The organism is Stenotrophomonas genospecies 5 (genome assembly GCF_054473825.1).
In genome coordinates, this window is the sequence record NZ_JBTMUW010000003.1 from 390,458 (window position 1) to 413,765 (window position 23,308).

Consider the following 23,308-nt stretch of genomic DNA (forward strand, 5'->3'; position numbering starts at 1 on the left):
TCATTTCGCATGAAGAAGTTGCCGGCCGCCGGCCGACGCTGCTGTTTCAGCCGCGTTCGCGCTCGATGATCACGCCGACCGCGCGCGCGCCGCGCACCGCTCCCGGCTTGCTCAGCTTCAGCCGCAGCCAACGCACATCGAACTCGTCGAGCACGATCTGCGCGCAACGCTCGGCCAGGGTCTCGACCAGGCCGAACTCCGATTCGCGCACGAACTGCTCCAGCCGCTTGCTGACCGCCTTGTAGTTGAGGGTATGGGCGATATCGTCGGTCGCTGCCGGGCGCCGGTTGTCGAAACCCATCTCCAGGTCGAACACCAGGTCCTGCCGGATCCGCCGTTCCCAATCGTAGATGCCGATCAGGGCGTCGATCGTCAGCCCCTCGATGAAAACCTTGTCCATTGCGGTTACCAGCGGGAAAACAGACGGTCATGGTAACGGCACGGAACCACCACTGCCTGAAACGACCGGATCCCGGCACGTCCGCCGCTACGGTCGCAGCCTGTGTGGATGGGTGCGCCGCGGGTCACACCGCGGGCAGCGTCGCCATGTCCCAGCGCGGGGTCACGTCAACGTTCGGCGGGTTGTGCTGCCCGGCCTGCAGGCGCAGGGCGCCGGCGAAAGCGATCATCGCGCCGTTGTCGGTGCACAGCGCCGGCCGCGGGAAGCAGGCACGCCCCCCGAGGCGTTCGGCCATCTGCTGCAGGCGTGCACGCAGCCGCGTATTGGCACCGACACCGCCGGCCACGACGATCACATTGGTGCCGGCTGCTTCCAGCGCGCGTTCGCACTTGATCGACAGGGTCTCCACCACCGCATCCTCGAAACCGCGCGCGATGTCGGCGCGGGTCTGGTCGCTCTGGTCGCTGTCACGCCAGGCCATCAGCACCTGGGTCTTCAGGCCGGAGAAGCTGAAATCCAGCCCCGGGCGATCGGTCATCGGCCGCGCGAAACGGTAGGCCCCCGGGGTGCCCTGTTCGGCCAGCTTGGCCAGCTGCGGGCCGCCGGGATAGGGCAGCCCCATCAGTTTGGCCGTCTTGTCGAAGGCTTCGCCGGCCGCATCGTCCAGGGTCTCGCCCAGCAGGCGGTAGCGGCCGATGGCATCGACCGCCACCAGCTGGGTGTGGCCACCGGACACCAGCAGGGCCACGAACGGGGCCTGCGGCGGATCGTCCTCCATCAAGGGCGCCAGCAGGTGCCCTTCCATGTGGTGCACGCCCACGGCCGGCACCTCCAGTGCCCAGGCCAGGGCACGGGCCACCCCGGCACCGACCAGCAGCGCACCGACCAGCCCGGGGCCAGCGGTATAAGCCACGCCATCGATGTCGTCCACGCCCAGGCCCGCCTCGGCCAGGGTCTGCCGGACCAGCGGCAGCAGCTTGCGCACGTGGTCACGGCTGGCCAGCTCGGGCACCACACCGCCGTACTCGGCGTGCAGGGCGATCTGGCTGTAGACCGCATGGGCGCGCAGGGCCGCGCTGCCGGTCAGGTCGGTGTCGTACACCGCCACGCCGGTCTCATCACAGGAAGATTCGATGCCAAGGACTCGCATGCCTGCTATTATGACGCCCCTGCCGCCCCCTCGGGGTGACGTGCAGATCCCACTGCATCCGTATTGCTGGCCCGCATTCAGGCTTGCGTGCTTGCAGTTTGTTGATTCGCCGCTATAATGTGCGGCTCGCCGGGCGTGACCCGGTTCTACTGTGTCCCGGAGATTCCATGCCCAGCGTCAAAGTCCGCGAGAACGAGCCCTTCGAGTTTGCTCTTCGCCGCTTCAAGCGCACTTGCGAAAAGGCCGGTGTGCTGGCCGAAACCCGCAAGCGCGAGTTCTACGAAAAGCCGACCCAGGAGCGCAAGCGCAAGGCCGCCGCTGCTGTGAAGCGTCAGCTGCGCCGCTCGTCGCGCGACGTCACCAAGCGTCAGCGCCTGTACTGATCGGACGCATCTTCATTGCGGCGGGTTCGTCCTTCCGCGGTGAAGCCGAAGCCGGCACGCGCGAGCGTCGCCGGCTTTTTGCGTTTCCGGGCCCGGGCAACCGCCCTGCCCCACTACCACCACGAGGTCTCCCATGAGCATGAAGCAGCAGCTCACCGATGACATGAAGGCCGCCATGAAGGCGGGCGAGAAGGACAAGCTGGGCGTGATCCGCCTGATCAACGCCGCGATCAAGCAGAAGGAAGTGGACGAGCGCATCGAGCTCGACGACACCGCCGTGATCGCCGTGCTGGACAAGATGGTCAAGCAGCGCAAGGACTCGGTCAGCCAGTACGAAGCGGCCAACCGTGAAGACCTGGCCGCGATCGAGCGCGCCGAGATCGTGGTCATCGAGGCCTACCTGCCCGCCAAGATGGGTGAGGCCGAGATCGCCGCCGCCATCCAGGCCGCCATCGCCGAAACCGGTGCCACCGGCCCGGCCGACATGGGCAAGCTGATGGGGGCGCTGAAGCCCAGGCTCGCCGGTCAGGCCGACATGGGCGTGGTGTCCAGGCTGGTCAAGCAGGCCCTGGCTGGCTGATCCGCCACCGCCCCCTGCCGGACACGACAAGGCCCGCTTCACGCGGGCCTTGTCATTGCTGCAGCGGCCAAGCCAGCGCTTACACCTGGCGGCAGTTGCGCAGGGTCATGGAACTGCCCTCCACCGCGCTGACCTCGCCTTCCAGCTTGGCCCAGTCGCGTTCGCGCAGCATGGCGAAGTTGGCCGCCTGGTCCGGAGCGAATTCGCAACGGATGGTGTAGTTGTTGTTGTTGAAGGTGTCATTCTGGCGGATCCGCAACAGGCCACGGGTCGGCGTCACCAGGTAGTTGATCGATCCGACCTCACCCGGACGGCTGGAGTAGCTGTTCGAGTTGACCGTGTAGATCTGGCCGTCGATCCGGTAGCGGCGACCGATGTACTTGGCATACACCGGCAGGAAGGTGGCCGAACGGTCGCCCAGGTCTTCCTTGTTGGTGGTGGTGCCCAGCAGCAGGTCCTTGAAGCTGCCCGCAGCGTTGTAGGCCGCCATCGTATCGCGCACCTCCTTGCCCATCTTCTTGGACAGGTCCGGCGCGGTCACGTCCTCCGCCACGGAAGTCGGATACTGCGCGCGCGCAGCGGCGGCCAGCGCGTCCCCCTGGCTGCCCCCCTTGAGCTTGTCGAGCATGTCGCACATCGACTTGCGGGCATCCTCCTGGGCGATGGTCTGGCCGCGGGCCAGCTTGGTGGCCAGGGTGACCCGGCCGCTGCGGTCGGCGGTGCCGATCAGCACCAGCGGCGTGCGCAGGCCCTTGGTCTGGATCAGGTACTGGTTGCCGGTATCGCCTTCCACCAGCTGGCCGCCCACCTCGAACTGGTCATCGGCACCGATCTTGCGAAGCTGGTCCAGTGCACTCTGCACCTTCAGACCGGGCACCGTCAGGTCGGCCATGTACATCGCGCCATTGCGCGGATCCCCTACCGTCTTGAAGGCCTTTTCGCAGGCCGTGGACGCCGCAGCGGCCGAACCGCTCGTCGCCAGCAGCAACACCATCGTGGTGCAGACCATCCCTTTCATAACGCGTCCTTTTGCAGAGAAGTTGGATTGTCGTGGCCCCGCACACCGGCGGTGGGCCCGGATACCGCGGCGGCAGCCCCAGCGCGCCCTCGGTCCGGGCAGAAGGATAACGCGGACTTCGCTGCATTCTGCGACCGCGCTTCCACTTCACCTGCCGCAACGCCGGCATCTGCTAGAAAAGGAAGCCTGTACCGCTCCAGCCGACGCCGTAGATGCCGCATCCCCGCACCTTCCTGCCCATCGTCCGATCGCGCCTGGAGAAGCTGCAGGACAGCTTCCCGATGGCCGTGGCCAAGCGCTTCGTCGAAATTGACGTCCTGACCCAGGCCGCATCGGTTTCGTTCTATTCCCTGCTGTCGATGGCGCCGTTGCTGGTGCTGCTGCTGTGGTTGACCGCCTCGCTGTACCCGCCCGCGCAGCAGGCGCTGATCAGCCAGATCGGCTCGGTGGCCGGCAGCAGCGTGGCCAGCGTGGCCGATACCGTGCTGCACAACGCCAACAGCCAGCCGAGCATGGGCTCGCTGGCCGGGTTGTGGAGCACCCTGCTGCTGTTCGTCGGCGCCACCGCCGTGTTCGCACAGCTGCAGAACGCACTCAACCGCATCTTCCATACCAGCGGCCAGCGCCTGGAAGGCGTCCAGGCCTGGCTGCGCAAGCGCGTGTTCTCCTTCGGCGTGGTGCTGGCGCTGGGCTTCCTGCTGATCCTGTCGATGACCGCCACCACCGCCCTGCAGGTGGTATTCGCGCAGCTGCCATCGGTGTTGCCGGCCATCGGTTACGTGACCACGCTGCTGCTGTACACGCTGGCCTTCGCCTTCCTCTACCACTATCTGCCCGACCGTCGCGTGGCCTGGCGCCAGGCCTTCATCGGCGGGGCCATCACCTCGCTCCTGTTCGCCCTGGGGCGCTACGGCATCGGCGTCTACATCGCCACCGTGGCACCCGGCAGCGCCTACGGTTCGATGGGCGCCCTGGTGATCGCGCTGGTCTGGATCTACTACGCTACCGCGGTGTTCTTCGTCGGCGCCCTGATGACCGCGGTGATCGACGAGCGCCTGAGTGCCCGGGCACAGCGGGCTGCCGCCAGCGCCGGCGGCAGCAGCGAACAACAGGCCGGCCCGACCATCGCCAGCGAGTAAACTAGGGGGACCTGCCGCCCCTGCTGCGCGCCCCGGCGGCCGCGCCCTGCCCTGCTGCCCATGGCCCGTATCCCCGACGCTTTCATCGACGACCTGCTGGCCCGCACCGACATCGTCGAGGTGGTGGGCAGCCGCGTGCCGTTGAAGCGACAGGGCAAGGAGTACGCGGCACGCTGCCCGTTCCATGACGAGCGCTCGGCCTCGTTCACCGTCTCGCCGACCAAGCAGTTCTATCACTGCTTCGGCTGCGGTGCGCACGGCACCGCAATCAGCTTCCTGATGAACTACGACCGCCTCGAGTTCCTCGACGCGGTGGATGAGCTGGCCAAGCGCGCCGGCATGGACGTGCCACGCAGCGAGAACCCGCGCAGCGCCCAGCAGCAGGACGACAGCCGCGAACTCTATTCGGCACTGGATGCAGCGGCGCGCTTCTTCCAGAAGAACCTGGAAGGCAGCGACAAGGCCCGCGCCTACCTTGACGGCCGTGGCGTGGACGAACAGAACCGCGCCCGCTTCCAGATCGGCTATGCGCCCGACGGCTACAGCGGCCTGCGCGATGCGCTGGGCAAGGACGAGCGGCGGATGAAACTGCTCGACCGTGCCGGCCTGTTCTCCAAGAACGACCGGGGGCACGTCTACGACAAGTTCCGCGACCGGGTGATGTTCCCGATCTTCGACCGCCGTGGGCGGGTGATCGCCTTCGGTGGCCGGGTGTTCGAGAAGGACGACGGTCCCAAGTACCTCAATTCGCCCGAAACCGCGCTGTTCCACAAGGGCCGCGAACTGTACGGCCTGTGGCAGGTGCGCCAGGCGAACCAGAAGATCGAGCGGCTGATCGTGGTCGAGGGTTACATGGACGTGGTCTCGCTGTTCCAGTTCGGCGTCACCCAGGCGGTGGCGACGCTGGGCACCGCGACCACGCCCGACCATGCCGAGCTGCTGTTCCGAAACGCACCGGACGTGTTCTTCTGCTTCGATGGCGATGCCGCCGGCCGCCGCGCCGGCTGGAAGGCACTGGAGTCGGTGCTGCCGCGCATGAAGGACGGCCGCCAGGCCTTCTTCCTGTTCCTGCCCGACGGCGAGGACCCGGACACCATCGTGCGCAAGGAAGGCGCTGAGGCCTTCAACGAACGCCTGAAGCAGGCCACGCCGCTATCGCAGTTCTTCTTCGACGAGCTGACCCGCGAGATCAACATGGGCACGCTGGACGGCCGGGCACGCCTGGCCGAGCGGGCCAGACCGATGCTGGCGCAGATTCCCGATGGCGCGTTCGGTGACCTGATGAAGCAGCAGCTGGCGCAGCTGACCGGGCTCGGTGCGGCCACGCAGAATACCCGCACGGCGATGCCGCAGCGCCCTCCGGCACGGTCGATCCAGCCGGTGGCCAAGCGCAGCCTGGTGCGGGGTGCGATCGCCGTGCTGCTGCAGCAGCCGTCGCTGGCGCTGACCCTGGGCGGCAAGCATCACTTCCAGGGCCTGCGCCTGCCGGGTGTGGAGCTGCTGCTGGAGCTGCTGGCACTGGTTGAACAGCGTCCCGATATCAGCACCGGCGCGCTGCTGGAACATTTCGACGGGCGTGAGGAGCAGGCCTCGCTGCACACGCTGGCCGCCCAGACCCTGCCCGGCAGCGAAGCGATCTGGACCCAGGAACTGCACGACGCCGTGGCCCAGCTGGAGAAACAACTGTTGCAGCAACGTCTGGAAGAGCTGTTGGCAAAGCAGCGGCAGCAGGGACTGGACGATACTGACAAGTACGAACTGCGCGAGCTGCTCAAGGCCCGCGCCAGCCTGGGCCGGTAGCGGCGGAACGTTTCAACGGAGAGGACCATGCTGCTGCGCCTGACCTGCCTGCTGTTGCTGTCCCTCTACCTGCCGCTGGCGGCCTTGGCCGCAGATGCCCCGCTCAATGAAGTCCGCCCCGGCCTGTATGCCGGCGGCCAGCCCAGTGCCACACACCTGCGCGAACTGGCTGCGCAAGGCGTACGCACCGTGATCGACCTGCGCCAGCCCGACGAGGACCGTGGTTTCGATGAAACCCGCGCGGCCGAATCGCTGGGCCTGCGCTATGTGCGCATCCCGGTGGCCGGCGCCGAGGGCCTGGATGCGGCCAATGTGCGCGCCGTGCACCAGGCCCTGCAGCAGAGCCAGGGGCCGGTGCTGCTGCACTGCGCGTCCGGCAACCGCGCCGGTGCCGTGCTCGGCCTGGTCAATGCACGCTACGAACATGCCAGCCCGGAACAGGCCCTTCAGCTGGGCCAGCGCGCCGGCCTGAAGTCGCTGGAAGCGGCCACCCGCCAGCGTCTGGCCACACCGGTCACCTCGCCCTGAACCCTCCACACCAAGGAGTCTGCCCCCCATGACCCGCTGGTGGTCGCGCCTGCGACCGGACAACTTCACCCTGGCCCTGCTGTGCACGGTCGGCCTGGCGTCGCTGCTGCCGATGAAGGGCGCCGCCGCCATCGTCCTGGACGATGTCACCACGGTCGCCATCGCCGCGCTGTTCTTCCTGCACGGGGCGCGCCTGCCGCGCGAATCGATCATCGGCGGCATGCTGCACTGGCGCCTGCATCTGACCATTCTCGCCTGCACCTTCCTGCTGTTTCCGATGCTGGGCCTGATGTTCAAGCCGCTGTCGGGCTGGCTGTTGACCCCGGAGCTGTACCTGGGCGTGCTGTTCCTGTGCACCCTGCCCTCCACCGTGCAGTCGTCCATCGCCTTCACCTCGATGGCGCGCGGCAATGTGCCGGCGGCCGTCTGCAGCGCATCGCTGTCGAGCATCCTCGGTGTGTTCCTCACGCCGCTGCTGTTGACCGCGCTGGCCGGCACCTCCGGCGGCGTGCATGACCCGCTGCATGCGATCGGCGGCATCATGCTGCAGCTGCTGGTGCCGTTCGTGGCCGGCCACCTGCTGCGCCCGTGGATCGCCGGCTGGGTCGAGAAGCAGCGCGCGCTGCTGCGCTACACCGACCAGGCCACCATCCTGCTGGTCGTGTATTCGGCGTTCGGCGAAGCCGTCACCGAAGGGCTCTGGAGCAAGACCCCTGTGCTGTCGCTGCTGGCAGTGGCCGTGGTAGCCGCCGTCCTGCTCGGTATCGCCATGCCGCTGATCACCTTCATCGCCCGTCGCCTGCACTTCAACCGCGAGGACGAGATCGCCATCGTGTTCTGCGGCTCCAAGAAGAGCCTGGCCACTGGCGTGCCGATCGCCAAGGTGCTGTTCGCCGGGGGCAGCCTCGGTGCCATCGTGCTGCCGGTGATGATCTACCACCAGATCCAGCTGATCGTCTGCGGCGTGATCGCGCAGCGATATGCGCGGCGCAAGTCCTGATTGGGCGCGCGGGATGTTGTGGGAAAACCATCCACGCATGGCGTGGATCTACTGATCCACCAGCGTGCCAACGCTCAGCTGCGGCATCCACACCCACAGGTCGTATTCGCGGCTGGCATGGGTATTGACCTCCGGCTCACGGGCTGGCCGTTCGAGCAGGGCCAACGCCTTGCAGCGGTCCAGGCATCCCCAGAAGTGGCCGCGCAACGCTTCCAGCCGCACGCTGTAGACATCCAGGTCGCGCAGTGCCGATGCCATCGGCTGGGTCTGCATTTCCGGCGGAGCGTCGGCCGGGCGCTGCAGCATGGCGTGGACATTGCCGGTCAGCACGACCATGCGTGCGCCATCGGGCAGGCGCCGGTACAGGCGCCGCAGTTCGGCGGCCATGCGGTCATCGCGGGCCTGGCTGCTGCCGTCACTATGGTTGACGTCGTAGCCGACCACCTCGATCGCGCGGCCCTGCGCCTTCAGCACACGCAGGCCTTCGATCATCGCCAGCATGTCGCGGCTGCGGCGACCATCATGCTGGTCGTCGCGCACGGTCCAGAACGCGCGGCCGTGCAGGTGCTGGCGCACCGCGGCCCCGCCATCGGAAGCCAGGTAATCGCGTAGCGTGGGGTTCTCGGCGCGCGGCAGTTCCAGCGCCAGCAGGACCGGGCCGTTGCGGCTGTAGTCGTCCACCAGTTGGCGCACCAGCACCGGCGTCTCACGCGTGCCATGGAATTCGCCCAGTACCAGCAGGCGGTGATCACCGGCGTACTGGCGGATCTGCGCGACGGTGTCGTCGGCATGCGCACTGAGGGCCATGCCCAGCGCCAGCAGCAGCGCTGTGGTCCAGCGGAAAATCGAATGCATCCCTGCTCGCTCCTTTCCTTGAGGTCAGGAGCAGCAATGGCGACGCCGCTGGAAGAGATCAAGTGTAGAGCCGAGCCCACGCTCGACTGCTCTTCCACCCCACCTCAGCCGAGCATGGGCTCGGCTCTACAGGTGGCGCCTTACAACCAGGGCAGGATCCAGTGGTCGATCAGCAGGAAGGCGAACAGCGCCATCAGATAGACGATGGAGTACTGGAACATCTTCATCGAGAACAGCTCATCCGGCGGATCCAGCATGCGCCACGCATACCAGAGGAACACCGCGTTGAGCACGATCGCACCGCCCAGGTAGAACGGTCCGCTCATGCCCACCAGATAGGGCAGCAGGCAGACCAGGGCCAGCACCACCGAATACACCATGATCTGCCTGCGGGTATGCACCACGCCGTGGGTCACCGGCAGCATCGGGATCTTCGCCTTGGCGTAGTCCTCGCGGCGGAAGATCGCCAGCGCCCAGAAATGCGGCGGCGTCCAGATGAAGATGATCAGCACCAGCAGCGACGAGTACGCCCAGTCCGAAGAGCCCTGCATTCCGGTGACGGCGGCCCAGCCCAGCATCGGTGGCATCGCGCCGGCCAGACCACCGATGACGATGTTCTGCGAGGTCGCACGCTTGAGGTAGACCGTATAGATCACCGCATAACCGATCAGCGAAGCGAAGGTCAGCACGGCGGTGATCACGTTCACCCACAGCACCAGGATCGTCATCGACAGCACGATCAGCGCGCCGGCAAACACCAGCACCTGCCACGGCTTGACCTTGCCAACCACCAGCGGCCGCCACGAGGTGCGCGCCATCTGCGCATCGATGTGCGCATCCAGCAGCTGGTTGATCGCAGCCGCAGCCGAGGCCGCCAGCCAGATGCCGAGGAAGCCGAGCAGGCCCGCGCGTACCTGTTCCCAGCTGGGCACGCCCGGAATGGCCAGGACCATGCCCACCAGGGCGGTGAACACGATCAGGGCGACGACCTTGGGCTTGGTCAGGTCCCAGTACTGGCGGTAATTGGAGAACATCGGGTCAGTCCGGGGCACGCAGGCGGGCCAGCAGGCTGACCAGCACGAACAACAGGGCAACGGCCACGCCGTTGTGCGCCACCGCCACTTCCAGCGGCAGCGCCAGCTTCACGTTGAGGATGCCGAGGGTGACCTGCAGCACCAGCAGCACGATCAGCGCAGTCGCCCACCCCCGCATGCTCGGCAGGCGGAACAGACGCACGCCCAGCCACAGCAGGTAGGCAGCCACCACGATGGCGAACAGGCGATGCGCCAGCTGGATGGCGATGCGCGAGGCGCCATCGAGCACGCCCCCTTCGTAGTCCACGCCGATGCCACGCCACAGGGTGAAGCCTTCGACGAAGTTGTGCTGCGGCCACCACTGGTTGGCACAGCGTGGGAAGTTGTCCAGCGAGGCGCTGCCGCCGCCGCAGGCCAGCGCCGCGTAGTTGGCACTGACCCAGCCGCCCAGTGCGATCTGGGTGACCAGCACGACCACGGCGGCACGCAGCAGCCACTTCAGCCTGGGCGCCTCGGCCAGCGTGATCGGCAGATGCGTGGCCCGCCACGCCAGCCACACCAGCAGGCCGAACATCAGCATGCCGCCCAGCAGGTGGCCCATCACCACGATCGGCTTCAGCAGCAGCGTCACCGTCCACATGCCCAGCAGGGCCTGGAAGATCACCACCGCCAGGGTCAGTACCGCCGCGCGCGCCAGATCGATGTTGTTCCAGCGCAAGGCGGCAATCAGCAGTATCGCCTCACCACTCAGGGCCAGGGCACTGGCCGTTGCATGCCAGCCCATCATGTACAACGGTATGCCGGCAGCCACCAGCACGCAGGCGGTGACGACCGCCGTGGTTCCGAACCGGCGCCTGCGCGTGGCCAGCAGGGCCAGGGTCAGGATCTCGATGCCCAGCGCGCCGGCCAGGAAGCGGTGAACCTGCTCGCGCCAGGCCTTGTGCGTTTCCAGAGGACGGATATCGGCGGCCGGGTGGCCAACCGTCTCCTCGATGTGCTGCGGCCAGGTCGCGCGGCCATAGCAGGTCGGCCAGTCCGGGCAGCTCAGCCCCGCATCGGACAGACGGACGAAGGCACCGAACATGATCGTGCTCGCGGTCATGATCATGGCGAACCACGCCAGGCGGTGGAAATTGCGGTGCAGCGCCGGACGCGCGGAAAGGCTCATCAAACAGGACTCACTTCAGTTTCAGCAACGTGGCCATGTCCTTGCGCAGGCCCCCGAGGTCGCTGCCCGGGGCATGGCGCATGATCACGAAGCCGTTCGGATCGATCACGTAGACCGGCAGGCCAGCCGGATCGTCGACGCCGGGCAGGGCCGCGCGCAGCGCTGGCGACGGTGCCAGCGGCCGCAGCGCGGGCAGCGAGGCGATCGACGCCGGTGGCGGACCCAGCCACAGGATCTCGACATTATCGGCGTTATGGCCGAACAGCTGCCACACCTTGCCCAGTCCCTGCGACAAAGTGACGCACTGCGCGTCGCAGGCACCAGCCGGTGCCACCAGCAGGCGCCAGGTGCGCGCCTCCGGATTCCAGGGATAGGCCGTGCCGTCGGCCAGGGTCGGTGGCTGCTGGCGCAGGTCCACCGGGGGTTTGAGCAGCTGTCCACTGTTGCGGTGGCCGGTAGGCTGCCATCCGGAGAAGCGCAGCACGGCCGCCAGCGCCATTGCCCCGAAGAACACGGCGAACAACAACACCAGGGTCCGGCGACCGGAACCGCGCGCCTGCGGGGATGTAGCAGTGTTCATGCGGGCATTTTCTCATGGTTGGACAGGGGATGCCGGGCGCCCGAAGTCGGGCCGGCGCTAGCGTGGAACGCGCCTGCTGCGCCCTTCCAGCACCAGCGCAACCACCAGCACGGTCAGCGCCAGGCCGAACCATTGCACGGCGTAACCCAGGTGGCGCTGCGGGGGCAGCGTGTTCGGCAGCAGATCGAGGTCGCGTTCATCACCGAAGGGCAGCGCCGGATCAAGCCGCAGCACGCGCTCCGGCAGTGCAGGCAGCCCCAGCGCCGTCGCCAGGCCCTCGGCAGGCAGCCGGCTGGCCAGCCAGCGCTGCGCCTCACCGGTTGCAGAGAACGCCGGGCCCAGCGCCAACCCTGCCGACGGCGGCGGCGCCAGCAGCCCGCGCACGGCCACCGGCGAAGGCGGCGGCGGCAGGTCGGGGAGCGTGCGGTCGGCGGGCAGCGCGCGCCAGCCGAGGTCGACCAGCAGCACGCTGCCGCCGTCGCTGCGGAAGGGGCGATAGATCTTCACCCCGGCCCGGCCGTGCCGGGTCTGGTTGTCCAGCAGCACCACGCCCGGCAGGAAGCGGCCATGGTCGGCCACGCCATGCAGCGCGCCCGGCGCCGCCAGTGCCTGCGCCAGCGGAAGTTCCTGCGCCGCAGCGGGGCCCTGCGCATCCAGCATGGCCTGCTTTGCATGCATGCGCTGCAACTGCCACAGGCCCAGCGCGGTGAATCCCGTGATCGCCACCAGCGCCAGCAGCCAGCCGATCACCCGCGTGTGCTGGCGCATCATGACAAGTCCGCGCAAACGCGGTCAGATAGGCACATCCACCCTGCCCTCGAGCCGCGCATGAGTGATTCGCTGAAGACCCTGCTGGTGATCGCGTTTCTGATCGTCATCGTCTGGAACCTGGGCGCCGGGCTGTACTACCTGCTGGTCGACCGGGGCCAGACCAAGCGCACGGTCAACGCACTGACGCGCCGCATCGCGGTGTCGGTGGCGTTGATCGTACTGGTGATCGTGAGCATCTACATGGGCTGGATCAAACCGCACGGCATCGGTGGCTGAGTACGCCACCGGCACCGGCGCTTACAGCACGTAGACGAACAGGAACAGCATCAGCCACACCACGTCGACGAAGTGCCAGTACCACGCAGCGGCCTCGAACGCAAAATGGTTGTCGCGGGTGAAGTGCCCCTTTGCCGAGCGCAGCCACATCACGATCAGCATGATCGTGCCCAGCAGCACATGCGCACCGTGGAAACCGGTCAGCATGAAGAACGTCGACCCGTAGATGCCCGAGCCGAGCGTCAGGTTCAGCTCCTTGTAGGCGTGAATGTACTCCTCCGCCTGCAGGGCAAGGAAGCCCAGGCCCAGCGCCACGGTCAGGCCCAGCCAGACCAGCAGCTGGCGACGGTGCCCGGCCTTCAGCGCATGGTGGGCGATGGTGAGCGTCACGCCGGAAGTCAGCAGGATCAGCGTATTGATCAACGGCAGGCCCCAGGCCGGAATGGTCTGGAAGGCCCCGCCGATCGCCGCCGGGCCGTTGGTGGGCCACCCCGCGGAGTAGCCCTGCCACAGCAGCTCGTTGGTCATCACCCCGCGTCCCTCGCCGCTGAGCCAGGACAGGCCCAGGTGGCGGGTGTAGAACAGTGCGCCGAAGAATGCGCCGAAAAACATCACCTCGGAGAAGATGAACCAGACCATGCCCATCCGGAACGAACCATCGACCTGGCGGTTGTAGTTGCCGGCCTGCGATTCGCGCACCACGTCGCTGAACCACCAGAACAGGGTCAGCACCAGCATCGCGATGCCGATGTAGAACGTCCAGCGCCCCCAGCTGGCATCGTTGAGCCAGCTGGCCACGCCCACCATGGTGACCATCATCGCGATGGAGCCCACGAATGGCCATTTGCTCTGGGCCGGGACGAAGTACACGTTGGCGTCGGTCGGTGTCTGGGCCATGTCGTTATCCGGGTCAGGGAGCGGCGTGCGCGCCTTCCGAGGTGGCGGCCGGAGCCAGCCGATCGGACAGCGCGTCGTTGCGGTAGAAGGTGTAGGACAGGGTGATCGTCTTGATTTCCGGCGGCAGATCCGGATCGACGATGAAGCGCACCGGCATGTCGCGCTTCTCGCCGGCCTGCAGCGTCTGCGCGGTGAAGCAGAAGCACTCGGTCTTGCTGAAGAATCCGGAGGCACGTGCTGGCGCGACAGAGGGCACCGCACTGCCGACGATCGCCTGTGGGCCGTCATTGCGGGCGTAATACAGCGCCTCGTTCAGCTCACCGGGCACCACGTCCATGGTCAGCTGCTCGGGATGGAATGCCCATGGCAGCCGCGAATTGACCCCGCCATCGAACTCCACCCGCACGGTGCGCTTTGCGGTGGCAGCCCCCACGCTGGCCTCGCTGCCCGGGCCGCGCTCCAGGCGCACGCCGAACACCTTCTCGCACGCGATGCGATACAGCGGCACCAGCGAGAAGGTCAGCAGGAACACGGCCACGGCAACGCCGATCAGGCGCGGCAGGCCGGCGCTGGGCGACGGTGTGCTGGCCGGTGTCGGGCTCATCGTCCGATCACCCCGCTGAGAATGAAGGTGGCATAGACCAGTACGGCGATGGCGCCCACCACGACCGCCGTGCGCCGGGCACGCCGGCGCTGCTGTTCGATGCCCTGAGTCTCGCCGCCGTACAGCCGGGCCCTGCCCGGCTGCTCTTCGACAGCCGAGCCGGGCTCGGCTCTACAGGTCTGGAGCGGGCTCTCGTTATGCATGCCCCACCTCAATGCGTGATGTCGTCATGCGCCAGATCGCCCGGGCGCAGGATCGGCGGGGTGGTGAAGGTATGGGCCGGTGCCGGCGACGGCAGCGTCCACTCCAGGCCACGCGCCCCTTCCCAGGACCGATCGGCCGCCTTCTCGCCATTGCGCAGCGAGGACAGCAGGATCGCCGCCATCATGAAGGGCGTGACGAACATGCCGAATGCGCCGATCGAGCTGATCAGGTTCCAGTCGGCGAACGCCACGCTGTAATCGGGAATACGGCGCGGCATCCCGGCCAGGCCGAGGAAGTGCTGCGGGAAGAACAGCAGGTTGACGAACACGATCGACCACCAGAAGTGCACCTTGGCCCACTTCTCGCTGTACATGCGACCGGTCCACTTCGGCCACCAGTAGTACACCGCGGCAATCAGCGCGAACACCGCACCGGTCACCAGCACGTAGTGGAAGTGGGCAACGACGAAGTAGGTGTCGTGGTACTGGAAGTCGGCGGCGACGATGGCCAGCATCAGACCGGAGAAGCCGCCAATGGTGAACAGGATGACGAAGGCCACCGACCACAGCATCGGCGCCTCGAACGTCAGCGAGCCACGCCACATCGTGCTGACCCAGTTGAAGACCTTCACGCCGGTCGGGATCGAGATCAGCATGGTGGCGAACATGAAGTAGATCTCGCCGCCCAGCGGCATGCCCACGGTGAACATGTGATGGGCCCAGACGATGAACGACAGGAAGGCGATTGCAGCTGTGGCGTACACCATCGCCTGGTAGCCGAACAGGGGCTTGCGGCTGAAGGTGGGAATGATCTCGCTGACCACGCCGAAGGCGGGCAGGATCATGATGTACACCTCGGGGTGGCCGAAGAACCAGAAGATGTGCTGGAACATCACCGGGTCACCGCCACCGGCGGCGTTGAAGAAGCTGGTGCCGAAGAACTTGTCGGTCAGCAGCATGGTCACCGCACCGGCCAGCACCGGCATCACCGCGATCAGCAGGAAGGCGGTGATCAGCCAGGCCCAGCAGAAGATCGGCATCTTCAGCAGGTCGATGCCCGGCGCGCGCATGTTGAGCACGGTGGCGATGATGTTGATCGCGCCCATGATCGAACTGATGCCGGCCACGTGGATGGCGAACACAGTGAAGGCCACGTTGTAGCCGCCCTGCAGCGACAGCGGCGGATACAACGTCCAGCCACCGGCCGGCGCACCTCCGGGCAGCAGGAAGGTGAGCAGCAGCAGGCTGAAGGCCACCGGCAGCAGCCAGAACGACCAGTTGTTCATGCGTGGCAGGGCCATGTCCGGCGCACCGATCTGCAACGGCACCATCCAGTTGGCCAGGCCGACGAAGGCCGGCATCACTCCGCCGAAGATCATCACCAGTGCGTGCACGGTGGTGAGCTGGTTGAAGGTTTCCGGCCTGACGAACTGCAGGCCCGGCTGCATCAGCTCGGCGCGGATGATCACGCTCATCGCCGCGCCGATGATGAACATGATGAAGCTGAAAAGCAGATACAGGGTGCCGATGTCCTTGTGGTTGGTCGAGAAGAACCAACGCTCGAAGAAACCCGGGTGGTGGTGGTGGTCGTCGTGCCCAACTGCCGAGTGCGCCATTGCAAAACACCTCTCAGAATCGGTTGTCGCCACGGCCGCAGGCGGCCGCGGGATTTACATCACGCGCCGCTGGCCGCGGTGGCAGGGGCGGCACCCGCTTCGGCGGCGGCAGGTTCGGCCGGCGCGGCAGGCGTCTCCGCCGCAGGCGCAGCCGGTTCGGCCGGGGCTGCGGCCGGCGGTGCCGGCTTGCGCTGCGCCAGCCACTGCCTGAACTCCTCCTTGGACACGGCCTCGACCACGATCGGCATGAATCCGTGGTCCTTGCCGCACAGTTCAGCGCACTGCCCGCGATAGACGCCCGGCTGCTCGATGCTGGTCCAGGCCTCGTTGATGAAGCCGGGAATGGCATCCTGCTTCCAGCCCAGCGCCGGCACCCACCAGGCGTGGATCACGTCGTCGGAGGTGATGACGAAACGGACCTTGGTATCGACCGGCAGCACCAGCCGGTTGTCGACATCCAGCAGGTAGTGGGGATGGCTCTCGCGCGTCGGCACCTTGCCACTCTGCCGCATGCGGTCCGACTCGCGGTCCAGGCGGCTGGTGAAGGTGACGTTCTCGCCCAGGTACTCGTACTTCCACATCCACTGGTAGCCGGTGACCTTCACCGTCATCTCGGCATCGCGGGTGTCGTACATCTTGATCAGGTTGGCCGTGGCCGGCCATGCCATCACCACCAGGATGATCACCGGGATCACCGTCCAGATGATCTCGGCCTTGGTGTTGTGGCTGAAGGTGGCTGCGACCGCCCCCTTGGATTTGCGGAACTTGAAGATGGCGTAGGCCATCGCCCCGAACACGATCACGCCGATCACCGTGCAGACGATCAGCGAGAGATTGTTCGACTCCCAGGCCAGGCGCGAGGTCTGGGTTACCCCCTTGCCCATGTTCAGCTGCCACGGCTTGGGATCGGCCGCCTGGGCCCATGCCATCGCCGGAACCCATCCCCCGGCCACCACTGCGGCGGCCATTGCAACGCACTTCGTGCCCCACCTGCTGCTTTGCTTCATTGCCTAGACCCTTAGCGTCGTCGGTTGCCGCCATCGCTGGCGGCGAGCAAGCCTTCAAGTGTCTCTGCGAGCGTCTGACGTTCGGCCGGCGCGAGGAAACTCCCCACCTCCACCTGCCGGCCGCTGGACGCAAGCCGGACCCTCTCATCGTCGGCGAGCAGGCGCACCCAATGCGGGTGAGCCCGGAACACCGGCAATCCACCGGGTACGGGGATGACCTCCACATACGCCGGCACTACCCGGATTTCCTCCTGCCGTTCGCCGCTGCGCCACAGGGCACGTAACGCGGCTGCCAGCAACAGGCTGTACAGCAGCGCGAACAGGGGGGCGAATGCATTGCCGGCCAACCACCCCAGGGCGGAGACCAGCCACATCGCTCCCGACAACACGGTGAACAACAGGACGAACTGCCGGGCATCGAGCGCCCGTGGGGGACGCAGCCGCAGCTGCGTACCTGACCCATCTGGAGCTGGAAGCACCTCGATCATGTCGCAACCGCGTTCCTGCCGCGGGAAACGTCTCGATGGTAGCCCCGCCGTCTCACCGGTAGCAAGGGTGCATTCACACTTTTTGCCATGCTGCAATACAGCATTCGCCCGGCGCCGCAAATGACGAATTCAGCACAAATAGAGTCGCACGTGCTGAACACGCTGAATCCACCACCGTTAGGGGCTATCAGCATTCACGAAGGCGGCCGCGGGGCACTTCCGGAGGGCGCAAAAATGATTAAAATCGCCAAGTTTTCCATTGGCCGGACCGGCATGAACGCACCCTCCTCCTCCCTTGCCGCCCACGACGCCCCGCGTCATGGCGCGCTGCTGTCGCCGGAACTGCCGGCGTCCCCCAACCCGTTCCGCCAGGCCATTACCGACGCCTGGCTGAAGGACGAGGCCAGCCACGTCCGTGAGCTGCTGGCGCAGGCCCGCCTGCCCGCCGAGGAACAGGCCCGGGTGCAGGCGCTGGCCGCCGATCTGGTCGGCCGCGTGCGCGTGCGCGCCAAGGACCAGGGCGCGATCGAAGCCTTCATGCGCCAGTACGATCTGGGCAGCGAGGAAGGCGTGCTGCTGATGTGCGTGGCCGAAGCGCTGCTGCGCATTCCGGACCAGGACACCGCCGACAAACTGATCCGCGACAAGCTGGCCGACGCCGACTGGGAAAAGCACCTGGGCGGCAGTGACTCGGTACTGGTCAATGCCTCCACCTGGGGCCTGATGCTGACCGGCAAGCTGGTGCAGATGAACGATGCCACCCGTGCCGACGCACCCAGCGCGTTCAAGCGCCTGGTCGGACGCGTGGGTGAGCCGGTGATCCGCCTGGCCGTGCGCCAGGCGATGAAGATCATGGGCCATCAGTTCGTCATGGGCCGCACCATCAGCGAGGCGCTGGCGCGTTCGCACAAGGGCGACAACGCCAGCTATCGCTATTCCTTCGACATGCTGGGCGAAGGTGCCCTGACCATGAAGGATGCGCTGCGCTATCTGGAAGACTACCGTCGTGCGATCCACGCCATCGGCGGTGACCACAAGGCACGCGGCGGCCGTCCCGACGGCGACGTCAACAACGCACCGGGCATCTCGATCAAGCTGTCGGCGCTGTACCCTCGCTACGAACATGCCAAGCGCGAGCGCGTGCTGAAGGACCTGGTGCCGGGCGTGCTGGAACTGGCGCAGCTGGCCAAGAGCTACGGCATCGGCTGCACCGTCGACGCCGAGGAGTCCGACCGCCTCGAGCTGTCGCTGGACATCATCGAGCAGGTGTTCTGCGACGCCTCGCTGGCCGGCTGGGACGGCTTCGGCGTCGTGGTGCAGGCCTACCAGAAGCGCACCCCGTACACGATCGACCACTTGGCCGACATGGCGCGCCGTGCCGGTCGCCGCCTGCAGGTGCGTCTGGTCAAGGGCGCCTACTGGGATGCCGAGATCAAGCGCGCGCAGATCGAGGGCTACCCGGGCTACCCGGTGTTCACCCGCAAGCAGAACACCGACGTGTCCTACCTGGCCTGTGCCAAGCGTCTGTTCACGCATGCCGATGTGATCTACCCGATGTTCGCCACCCACAACGCGCACACCATCGCGGCCGTGCGCAGCATTGCCAACGGCGGCGTGTACGAGCACCAGAAGCTGCACGGCATGGGCGACGATCTCTACGCCGAAGTGGTGCCGGCCGATCGTCTCGGCCTTCCCTGCCGCGTCTATGCACCGGTCGGATCGCATGAGGATCTGCTGCCGTATCTGGTGCGGCGCCTGCTGGAAAACGGCGCCAACTCCAGCTTCGTCAACCGCATCACCGACGAACGCGTGCCGATCTCCGATCTGATCCGCGATCCGGTCGAGATGGTGTCCTCGTTCGAATCGATTCCGCATCCCAAGATCCCGCTGCCGGTTGACCTGCTGCGCAGCCAGAACCACGACAGGAAGAACTCCATGGGCGCCAATCTCGCCAACGACAACGAACTGCGCGCCCTGGCCGGGCAGCTCAACGCGGCAGTGAAGCCGTGGCAGGCCGCGCCGCTGGTGCCGGGTGCGACCCCCGCAGGCGCGCCGCAACCGGTGACCAACCCCGCCGATACCCGCGAAGTGGTCGGCCAGTGGCTGCCCGCCGATACCGCCACCGTGCAGAAGGCGCTGGCCAATGCCGTGGCCGCGCAGCCGGCCTGGAACCGCACCCCGGCAGCAAGCCGCGCCGCCATCCTCGAGCACGCCGCCGACCAGCTCGAAGCACGCATGCCCGAGTTCATGGCGCTGTGCGTGAAGGAAGCCGGCAAGAGCCTGCCCGACAGCATTGCCGAAGTGCGTGAAGCGGTCGACTTCCTGCGCTACTACGCCAAGCAGGCACGCGAGCAGTTCGGACATGCCGAGAAGCTGCCGAGCCCCACCGGCGAATCCAACGAGCTGCAGCTGCACGGCCGTGGCGTGTTTGTCTGCATCAGCCCGTGGAACTTCCCGCTGGCGATCTTCCTGGGCCAGGTGGCAGCCGCACTGGCTGCCGGCAACAGCGTCATCGCCAAGCCGGCAGAGCAGACCAACCTGGTCGGCTACTACGCCGTGAAGCTGCTGCATGACGCCGGCGTGCCGGCCGAGGTGGTGCAGTTCCTGCCGGGCGATGGTGCCACCGTCGGCGCGGCGCTGACCGCCGATCCGCGCGTGGCGGGCGTGGCCTTCACCGGCTCCACCGACACCGCACGTGCGATCAACCGTGCGATGGCCGCGCGTGATGCCGCCATCGGCGTGCTGATCGCCGAGACGGGTGGCCAGAACGCCTTCATCGCCGACTCCTCGGCGCTGCCGGAACAGCTGGTCAAGGATGCGATCGGTTCGGCCTTCACCTCGGCCGGCCAGCGCTGCTCGGCCGCACGCGTGCTGTTCGTGCAGGACGACATCGCCGACAAGGTGATGACCATGCTGGCCGGCGCCATGAAGGAACTGAAGGTCGGCGACCCCGGCCTGCTGTCCACCGACGTCGGCCCGGTGATCGACGCCGATGCGCTGAAGATCCTGCAGGACCATGCCGAACGCATGGACCGCGAAGCGCGCCTGATCGCTGCGGCTGAACTGTCCGCCGAGGCTGCCCACGGCACCTTCTTCGCACCGCGCGCGTACGAACTGAAGAACCTGGGCCAGCTGCAGAAGGAGATCTTCGGGCCGGTCCTGCACGTCATCCGCTGGAAGGGTGAGCAGCTGGACGCGGTGATCGAGCAGATCAATGCCACCGGCTACGGCCTGACCCTGGGCGTGCACTCGCGCATCGACGAGACCGTCGATCGCATCACCAACGGCATCCAGGTCGGCAATGTGTATGTCAACCGCAACCAGATCGGTGCAGTGGTCGGTGTGCAGCCATTCGGCGGCCAGGGCCTGTCCGGCACCGGACCGAAGGCCGGTGGCCCACATTATCTGCTGCGCTTTGCCACCGAGAAGACCGTCACGGTGAACACCACGGCCGCTGGTGGTAACGCCTCGCTGCTGACGCTGGGCGACTGATCACCGCGTTGATGTGGTCAACGAAAAACCCCGCGGAAGCGGGGTTTTTTGTGCCTCGCTTGCTGTAGAACCGAGCCCGCGCTTGGCTTTTCCAGCGCAGCCGAGCGTGGGCTCGGCTCTACAGGGGGCCAGGTGCCGCCGTGGCCTCGGCACGCATCAGATTGCGCCAGTGGCGCAACGCCACCAGTGCATTGATCCAGAAACCGACGTACAGGATCGACGTCAGGTGCAGGCCACGGCTGTAGTACAGAGGCACGGCGATCATATTGACCAGCAGCCACACCCACCACGATTCCAGCTTGCGGCGCATCATCAGGATCTGCGCGATCACGCTCAGCACCAGTACCGCCGAATCGACGTAGGGCGCATAGGCGTGGGTCAGGCGGGTCAGCATCCAGCCGTAGCCGAACGTGGCCAGGGCCGCCGTCGGCAGCAGCCACATTCCCGTGCGCGGGCGCAGCGAGGTGATCGGCAGCGGTGCGCCGTGGTTGCCACGCAGCCATTGCCACCATCCCAGCACGCTGATGGCGATGAAGAAGAACTGCAGCACCATGTCGGCGAACAGGTGTGAGCGCTCGAAGACAACGGCGAACAACGCGCAGCCGACGATGCCCAGCCACCAGGTGTGAACGTTGTTGCGTCCCGCCAGCAGGATCGAGCCTGCGACCGCAACGTTGGCGGCCAGCTCCAGCTGGAAGTTCGGATCGGACAGGTTCATGCGGCCATTGTCGTAGATCCACGCCCCGCGTGGGATGCGCCTGCACAAACAGAAGGCCCCGCTTGCGCGGGGCCTTCCGTGTACCGGATCAGGCCGTGGCCCGGATCAGAACTTGTAGTTGATGGATGCAGCCAGAACGTCGCCCACAACATCGTACTTGCCACGCACAACGTTGCCGGTGTCCGAGGTCGCGGTGACGTTGGGATCCTTGGCGAAAATGTGGAGGTAGCCCAGGTTGAACTCCATCTTCTCCGAGGTGGCGTAGCTCATGCCCAGCGTGACCCACTTGCGGGTGGTGTCCGGCACCCGCACGTCACGATGCGCGTCGGTCGTCGGAGTCTGGTCGTATGCCAGGCCGCCGCGCAGGGTCAGCTTGTCGTTGACCTTGTAATCGGCACCAATCGAGGCAAAGGTCGTATCGCGGTAGCTGAAGTTCAGCACCGAGTTGGCCTGGTTGGAATCGTAATCGATGGTGACCGAATCGAACGCGGTCGACCATGCCGTACGGGTAACGTCGGCGGCGATCAACAGCCTGTCGTTGACCTGGTGGGTCACGCTCAGGGTGGCCGACGCCGGCAGCGTCACCGTGGCACGGCCCTTGGTGTCGACGAACCAGCCCGGACGGGCTGCGGCAAGGACGGTCTTCGGGCCGGTCGGGACGTCGAACGTCGCGTCACCGTCGGTGATCTTGTGCTCGACCTTGGAGCGGTAGCTGATACCGATGTGGGTGTTCTCGTCCGGGCTGAACAGGCCACCGACGGTCCAACCGATTTCGTTGTTGTCGCCCTTGACCTTCAACGAGCCGTCAGCGCTGCCAGGCGCATAGCCCGGAACGCGCGACTGCGCCATGATGGCGCCGAAGTCGATGGCATTGCGCAGCTCCATGTTCATGCGCTCGACGAACACGCTGGCACCGAAGGACACGTAGGGGTTCACGTCGTAGGAGGCCGAGAACCCGAGATCGACGGTTTCCATCTCGGTGCGGGTGCCGCTGTAGCGGCCGACCCAGTCGGTGTCGTACTTGGTGGCGAAGCCGTACGGCACGCTCAGCGACACACCGAAGTGAGCCTTCTCGCCGATCGGAGTATGGAAGTATGCGGCCGGAATGGCAGCGATCTTGCCGGCGTCGCCGCCGTCGCCGCCACTGATCGCGGTGCCGGTACCCGGACCGGTCGGGCCGGCATTTCGGCCAGCGCCCTTGAACTCAGCCGAGAAGCTGACCGCGCTGGCGTCGAACTGGACCTGGCGTCCGTCGAGCTGGCGCATGCCGGCCGGGTTGTTGACGATGATCGAGGCATCGTCCGGTGCACTGGCCGAGCCGGCGAAGGCGCGGCCCAGGCCCTTGGCGCTGTTTTCCTTCAGCTGGAAGGCAGCAGCGTTGGCGTCGGCGGCGGCCAGCGCACCGGCAACGCCGACGGCCAGCAGGGTCAGACGGGCAATGATGGAAGCGGTTTGCATCGTAGTTCTCTCTCCGGTAAGCGGTGATGTTGCTCTGAGTGCGCCTGCGCCCGGCAGGCCCTGGGGCCCATCGGAGCGCGCCGGATTCCCCTCCCGACATACGACGCCGTATGCGAGTATTACCCAGAGCCGTTAATGAAACA

The 23,308-nt window shown here is 66.6% G+C and carries 24 protein-coding genes; 8 read left to right on the forward strand and 16 right to left on the reverse strand.

The window, feature by feature from the left end; translation table 11 throughout:
• Window positions 1-46: 46 nt before the first annotated feature.
• Together folB and tsaD are read right to left on the reverse strand one after the other, a co-directional pair.
• The gene (gene folB, locus ACX9OW_RS18795) at window positions 47-400 is read right to left on the reverse strand and encodes a dihydroneopterin aldolase (protein WP_053519479.1); all 354 of its coding nucleotides are present in this window, start codon (window positions 398-400) and stop codon (window positions 47-49) included.
• Between the two features lie 124 nt (window positions 401-524).
• A complete protein-coding gene (gene tsaD, locus ACX9OW_RS18800; protein ID WP_053519480.1) occupies window positions 525-1,550 on the reverse strand; it encodes a tRNA (adenosine(37)-N6)-threonylcarbamoyltransferase complex transferase subunit TsaD in 1,026 nt (341 codons plus the stop codon).
• Window positions 1,551-1,717: 167 nt separating this feature from the next.
• On the opposite strand from tsaD, the gene rpsU reads away from it, so the two are divergent.
• Window positions 1,718-1,933 carry a 30S ribosomal protein S21 gene (gene rpsU, locus ACX9OW_RS18805; RefSeq protein WP_002808376.1) on the forward strand — a complete coding sequence of 72 codons (216 nt, stop codon included), beginning with the start codon at window positions 1,718-1,720 and terminating at the stop codon, window positions 1,931-1,933.
• A 133-nt stretch (window positions 1,934-2,066) separates the two neighbouring features.
• Window positions 2,067-2,513, forward strand: coding sequence for a GatB/YqeY domain-containing protein (locus ACX9OW_RS18810; protein WP_053519481.1), 447 nt, complete (start codon window positions 2,067-2,069; stop codon window positions 2,511-2,513).
• Window positions 2,514-2,592: 79 nt separating this feature from the next.
• On the opposite strand, the gene ACX9OW_RS18815 is transcribed toward ACX9OW_RS18810, so the two are convergent.
• Window positions 2,593-3,531, reverse strand: a complete 939-nt coding sequence (locus ACX9OW_RS18815) for a hypothetical protein (RefSeq protein ID WP_229765859.1) — start codon at window positions 3,529-3,531, stop codon at window positions 2,593-2,595.
• A 212-nt stretch (window positions 3,532-3,743) separates the two neighbouring features.
• Between ACX9OW_RS18815 and ACX9OW_RS18820 the strand changes: the two genes are divergently transcribed.
• Genes ACX9OW_RS18820 through ACX9OW_RS18835 form a run of 4 tightly spaced genes read left to right on the forward strand, consistent with a single transcriptional unit; the run spans window position 3,744 to window position 7,998 of the window.
• On the forward strand, window positions 3,744-4,670 hold the full coding sequence (locus ACX9OW_RS18820; RefSeq protein ID WP_053519482.1) for a YihY/virulence factor BrkB family protein: 927 nt from the start codon (window positions 3,744-3,746) through the stop codon (window positions 4,668-4,670).
• 60 nt (window positions 4,671-4,730) lie between these two features.
• A complete protein-coding gene (dnaG, locus tag ACX9OW_RS18825; RefSeq protein ID WP_053519483.1) occupies window positions 4,731-6,470 on the forward strand; it encodes a DNA primase in 1,740 nt (579 codons plus the stop codon).
• A gap of 27 nt (window positions 6,471-6,497) precedes the next feature.
• The gene (locus tag ACX9OW_RS18830; protein ID WP_053519484.1) at window positions 6,498-6,998 is read left to right on the forward strand and encodes a protein tyrosine phosphatase family protein; all 501 of its coding nucleotides are present in this window, start codon (window positions 6,498-6,500) and stop codon (window positions 6,996-6,998) included.
• Window positions 6,999-7,026: 28 nt separating this feature from the next.
• Window positions 7,027-7,998, forward strand: a complete 972-nt coding sequence (locus ACX9OW_RS18835; RefSeq protein ID WP_053519485.1) for a bile acid:sodium symporter family protein — start codon at window positions 7,027-7,029, stop codon at window positions 7,996-7,998.
• A gap of 48 nt (window positions 7,999-8,046) precedes the next feature.
• Here ACX9OW_RS18835 and ACX9OW_RS18840 read toward each other — a convergent pair whose 3' ends face one another.
• From ACX9OW_RS18840 to ACX9OW_RS18860, 5 genes are all read right to left on the reverse strand, one after another.
• Complete coding sequence (locus ACX9OW_RS18840) at window positions 8,047-8,853, reverse strand: TraB/GumN family protein (protein WP_053519486.1); 807 nt, start codon at window positions 8,851-8,853, stop codon at window positions 8,047-8,049.
• A 140-nt stretch (window positions 8,854-8,993) separates the two neighbouring features.
• A complete protein-coding gene (gene cyoE / locus ACX9OW_RS18845; protein ID WP_053519487.1) occupies window positions 8,994-9,887 on the reverse strand; it encodes a heme o synthase in 894 nt (297 codons plus the stop codon).
• 4 nt (window positions 9,888-9,891) lie between these two features.
• Window positions 9,892-11,055, reverse strand: coding sequence for a COX15/CtaA family protein (locus ACX9OW_RS18850; RefSeq protein ID WP_053519488.1), 1,164 nt, complete (start codon window positions 11,053-11,055; stop codon window positions 9,892-9,894).
• Window positions 11,056-11,065: 10 nt separating this feature from the next.
• The gene (locus tag ACX9OW_RS18855; protein WP_053519489.1) at window positions 11,066-11,635 is read right to left on the reverse strand and encodes a hypothetical protein; all 570 of its coding nucleotides are present in this window, start codon (window positions 11,633-11,635) and stop codon (window positions 11,066-11,068) included.
• 57 nt (window positions 11,636-11,692) lie between these two features.
• Window positions 11,693-12,406, reverse strand: a complete 714-nt coding sequence (locus ACX9OW_RS18860; RefSeq protein WP_053519490.1) for an SURF1 family protein — start codon at window positions 12,404-12,406, stop codon at window positions 11,693-11,695.
• Window positions 12,407-12,463: 57 nt separating this feature from the next.
• Between ACX9OW_RS18860 and ACX9OW_RS18865 the strand changes: the two genes are divergently transcribed.
• Window positions 12,464-12,682: a twin transmembrane helix small protein gene (locus ACX9OW_RS18865; RefSeq protein ID WP_008264755.1), complete on the forward strand. Its 219-nt coding sequence runs from the start codon at window positions 12,464-12,466 to the stop codon at window positions 12,680-12,682.
• A 21-nt stretch (window positions 12,683-12,703) separates the two neighbouring features.
• Here ACX9OW_RS18865 and ACX9OW_RS18870 read toward each other — a convergent pair whose 3' ends face one another.
• Genes ACX9OW_RS18870 through ACX9OW_RS18895 form a run of 6 tightly spaced genes read right to left on the reverse strand, consistent with a single transcriptional unit; the run spans window position 12,704 to window position 17,497 of the window.
• The gene (locus ACX9OW_RS18870; RefSeq protein ID WP_053519491.1) at window positions 12,704-13,579 is read right to left on the reverse strand and encodes a cytochrome c oxidase subunit 3; all 876 of its coding nucleotides are present in this window, start codon (window positions 13,577-13,579) and stop codon (window positions 12,704-12,706) included.
• 13 nt (window positions 13,580-13,592) lie between these two features.
• Complete coding sequence (locus tag ACX9OW_RS18875; RefSeq protein WP_053519492.1) at window positions 13,593-14,183, reverse strand: cytochrome c oxidase assembly protein; 591 nt, start codon at window positions 14,181-14,183, stop codon at window positions 13,593-13,595.
• On the reverse strand, window positions 14,180-14,386 hold the full coding sequence (locus ACX9OW_RS18880; RefSeq protein ID WP_053519493.1) for a hypothetical protein: 207 nt from the start codon (window positions 14,384-14,386) through the stop codon (window positions 14,180-14,182). Before ACX9OW_RS18880 ends, ACX9OW_RS18875 begins: the two co-directional genes overlap by 4 nt.
• Before the next feature lie 8 nt (window positions 14,387-14,394).
• Window positions 14,395-16,002 (reverse strand): cytochrome c oxidase subunit I, encoded by a 1,608-nt coding sequence (gene ctaD / locus ACX9OW_RS18885; protein WP_053519494.1) that lies wholly within the window; start codon window positions 16,000-16,002, stop codon window positions 14,395-14,397.
• Between the two features lie 59 nt (window positions 16,003-16,061).
• The gene (gene coxB, locus ACX9OW_RS18890) at window positions 16,062-17,009 is read right to left on the reverse strand and encodes a cytochrome c oxidase subunit II (RefSeq protein WP_053519495.1); all 948 of its coding nucleotides are present in this window, start codon (window positions 17,007-17,009) and stop codon (window positions 16,062-16,064) included.
• An 11-nt stretch (window positions 17,010-17,020) separates the two neighbouring features.
• Window positions 17,021-17,497 (reverse strand): DUF2244 domain-containing protein, encoded by a 477-nt coding sequence (locus tag ACX9OW_RS18895; RefSeq protein ID WP_065182572.1) that lies wholly within the window; start codon window positions 17,495-17,497, stop codon window positions 17,021-17,023.
• A gap of 273 nt (window positions 17,498-17,770) precedes the next feature.
• On the opposite strand from ACX9OW_RS18895, the gene putA reads away from it, so the two are divergent.
• Window positions 17,771-20,989, forward strand: a complete 3,219-nt coding sequence (gene putA / locus ACX9OW_RS18900) for a bifunctional proline dehydrogenase/L-glutamate gamma-semialdehyde dehydrogenase PutA (RefSeq protein ID WP_053520202.1) — start codon at window positions 17,771-17,773, stop codon at window positions 20,987-20,989.
• Between the two features lie 118 nt (window positions 20,990-21,107).
• On the opposite strand, the gene pnuC is transcribed toward putA, so the two are convergent.
• Both pnuC and ACX9OW_RS18910 read right to left on the reverse strand, forming a co-directional pair.
• Window positions 21,108-21,707, reverse strand: a complete 600-nt coding sequence (gene pnuC, locus ACX9OW_RS18905) for a nicotinamide riboside transporter PnuC (RefSeq protein ID WP_053520208.1) — start codon at window positions 21,705-21,707, stop codon at window positions 21,108-21,110.
• Window positions 21,708-21,812: 105 nt separating this feature from the next.
• The gene (locus ACX9OW_RS18910; protein WP_459062686.1) at window positions 21,813-23,165 is read right to left on the reverse strand and encodes an outer membrane protein transport protein; all 1,353 of its coding nucleotides are present in this window, start codon (window positions 23,163-23,165) and stop codon (window positions 21,813-21,815) included.
• Window positions 23,166-23,308 lie beyond the last annotated feature (143 nt).

What these genes read in the sequence shown, in the direction of transcription:
- ACX9OW_RS18865 (WP_008264755.1), top strand. Translation starts at nt 12,464, where the DNA reads ATGAGTGATTCGCTGAAGACCCTGCTGGTGATCGCGTTTCTGATCGTC.
- ACX9OW_RS18830 (WP_053519484.1), top strand. Translation starts at nt 6,498, where the DNA reads ATGCTGCTGCGCCTGACCTGCCTGCTGTTGCTGTCCCTCTACCTGCCG.
- rpsU (WP_002808376.1), top strand. Translation starts at nt 1,718, where the DNA reads ATGCCCAGCGTCAAAGTCCGCGAGAACGAGCCCTTCGAGTTTGCTCTT.
- ACX9OW_RS18835 (WP_053519485.1), top strand. Translation starts at nt 7,027, where the DNA reads ATGACCCGCTGGTGGTCGCGCCTGCGACCGGACAACTTCACCCTGGCC.
- pnuC (WP_053520208.1), bottom strand. Translation starts at nt 21,707, where the DNA reads ATGAACCTGTCCGATCCGAACTTCCAGCTGGAGCTGGCCGCCAACGTT.
- ACX9OW_RS18910 (WP_459062686.1), bottom strand. Translation starts at nt 23,165, where the DNA reads ATGCAAACCGCTTCCATCATTGCCCGTCTGACCCTGCTGGCCGTCGGC.
- ACX9OW_RS18820 (WP_053519482.1), top strand. Translation starts at nt 3,744, where the DNA reads ATGCCGCATCCCCGCACCTTCCTGCCCATCGTCCGATCGCGCCTGGAG.
- putA (WP_053520202.1), top strand. Translation starts at nt 17,771, where the DNA reads ATGAACGCACCCTCCTCCTCCCTTGCCGCCCACGACGCCCCGCGTCAT.
- ACX9OW_RS18880 (WP_053519493.1), bottom strand. Translation starts at nt 14,386, where the DNA reads ATGCATAACGAGAGCCCGCTCCAGACCTGTAGAGCCGAGCCCGGCTCG.
- ACX9OW_RS18860 (WP_053519490.1), bottom strand. Translation starts at nt 12,406, where the DNA reads ATGATGCGCCAGCACACGCGGGTGATCGGCTGGCTGCTGGCGCTGGTG.
- ACX9OW_RS18840 (WP_053519486.1), bottom strand. Translation starts at nt 8,853, where the DNA reads ATGCATTCGATTTTCCGCTGGACCACAGCGCTGCTGCTGGCGCTGGGC.
- ACX9OW_RS18895 (WP_065182572.1), bottom strand. Translation starts at nt 17,497, where the DNA reads ATGATCGAGGTGCTTCCAGCTCCAGATGGGTCAGGTACGCAGCTGCGG.
- ACX9OW_RS18870 (WP_053519491.1), bottom strand. Translation starts at nt 13,579, where the DNA reads ATGGCCCAGACACCGACCGACGCCAACGTGTACTTCGTCCCGGCCCAG.
- ACX9OW_RS18850 (WP_053519488.1), bottom strand. Translation starts at nt 11,055, where the DNA reads ATGAGCCTTTCCGCGCGTCCGGCGCTGCACCGCAATTTCCACCGCCTG.
- folB (WP_053519479.1), bottom strand. Translation starts at nt 400, where the DNA reads ATGGACAAGGTTTTCATCGAGGGGCTGACGATCGACGCCCTGATCGGC.
- ctaD (WP_053519494.1), bottom strand. Translation starts at nt 16,002, where the DNA reads ATGGCGCACTCGGCAGTTGGGCACGACGACCACCACCACCACCCGGGT.
- cyoE (WP_053519487.1), bottom strand. Translation starts at nt 9,887, where the DNA reads ATGTTCTCCAATTACCGCCAGTACTGGGACCTGACCAAGCCCAAGGTC.
- ACX9OW_RS18810 (WP_053519481.1), top strand. Translation starts at nt 2,067, where the DNA reads ATGAGCATGAAGCAGCAGCTCACCGATGACATGAAGGCCGCCATGAAG.
- tsaD (WP_053519480.1), bottom strand. Translation starts at nt 1,550, where the DNA reads ATGCGAGTCCTTGGCATCGAATCTTCCTGTGATGAGACCGGCGTGGCG.
- ACX9OW_RS18815 (WP_229765859.1), bottom strand. Translation starts at nt 3,531, where the DNA reads ATGAAAGGGATGGTCTGCACCACGATGGTGTTGCTGCTGGCGACGAGC.
- ACX9OW_RS18875 (WP_053519492.1), bottom strand. Translation starts at nt 14,183, where the DNA reads ATGAGCCCGACACCGGCCAGCACACCGTCGCCCAGCGCCGGCCTGCCG.
- dnaG (WP_053519483.1), top strand. Translation starts at nt 4,731, where the DNA reads ATGGCCCGTATCCCCGACGCTTTCATCGACGACCTGCTGGCCCGCACC.
- coxB (WP_053519495.1), bottom strand. Translation starts at nt 17,009, where the DNA reads ATGAAGCAAAGCAGCAGGTGGGGCACGAAGTGCGTTGCAATGGCCGCC.
- ACX9OW_RS18855 (WP_053519489.1), bottom strand. Translation starts at nt 11,635, where the DNA reads ATGAACACTGCTACATCCCCGCAGGCGCGCGGTTCCGGTCGCCGGACC.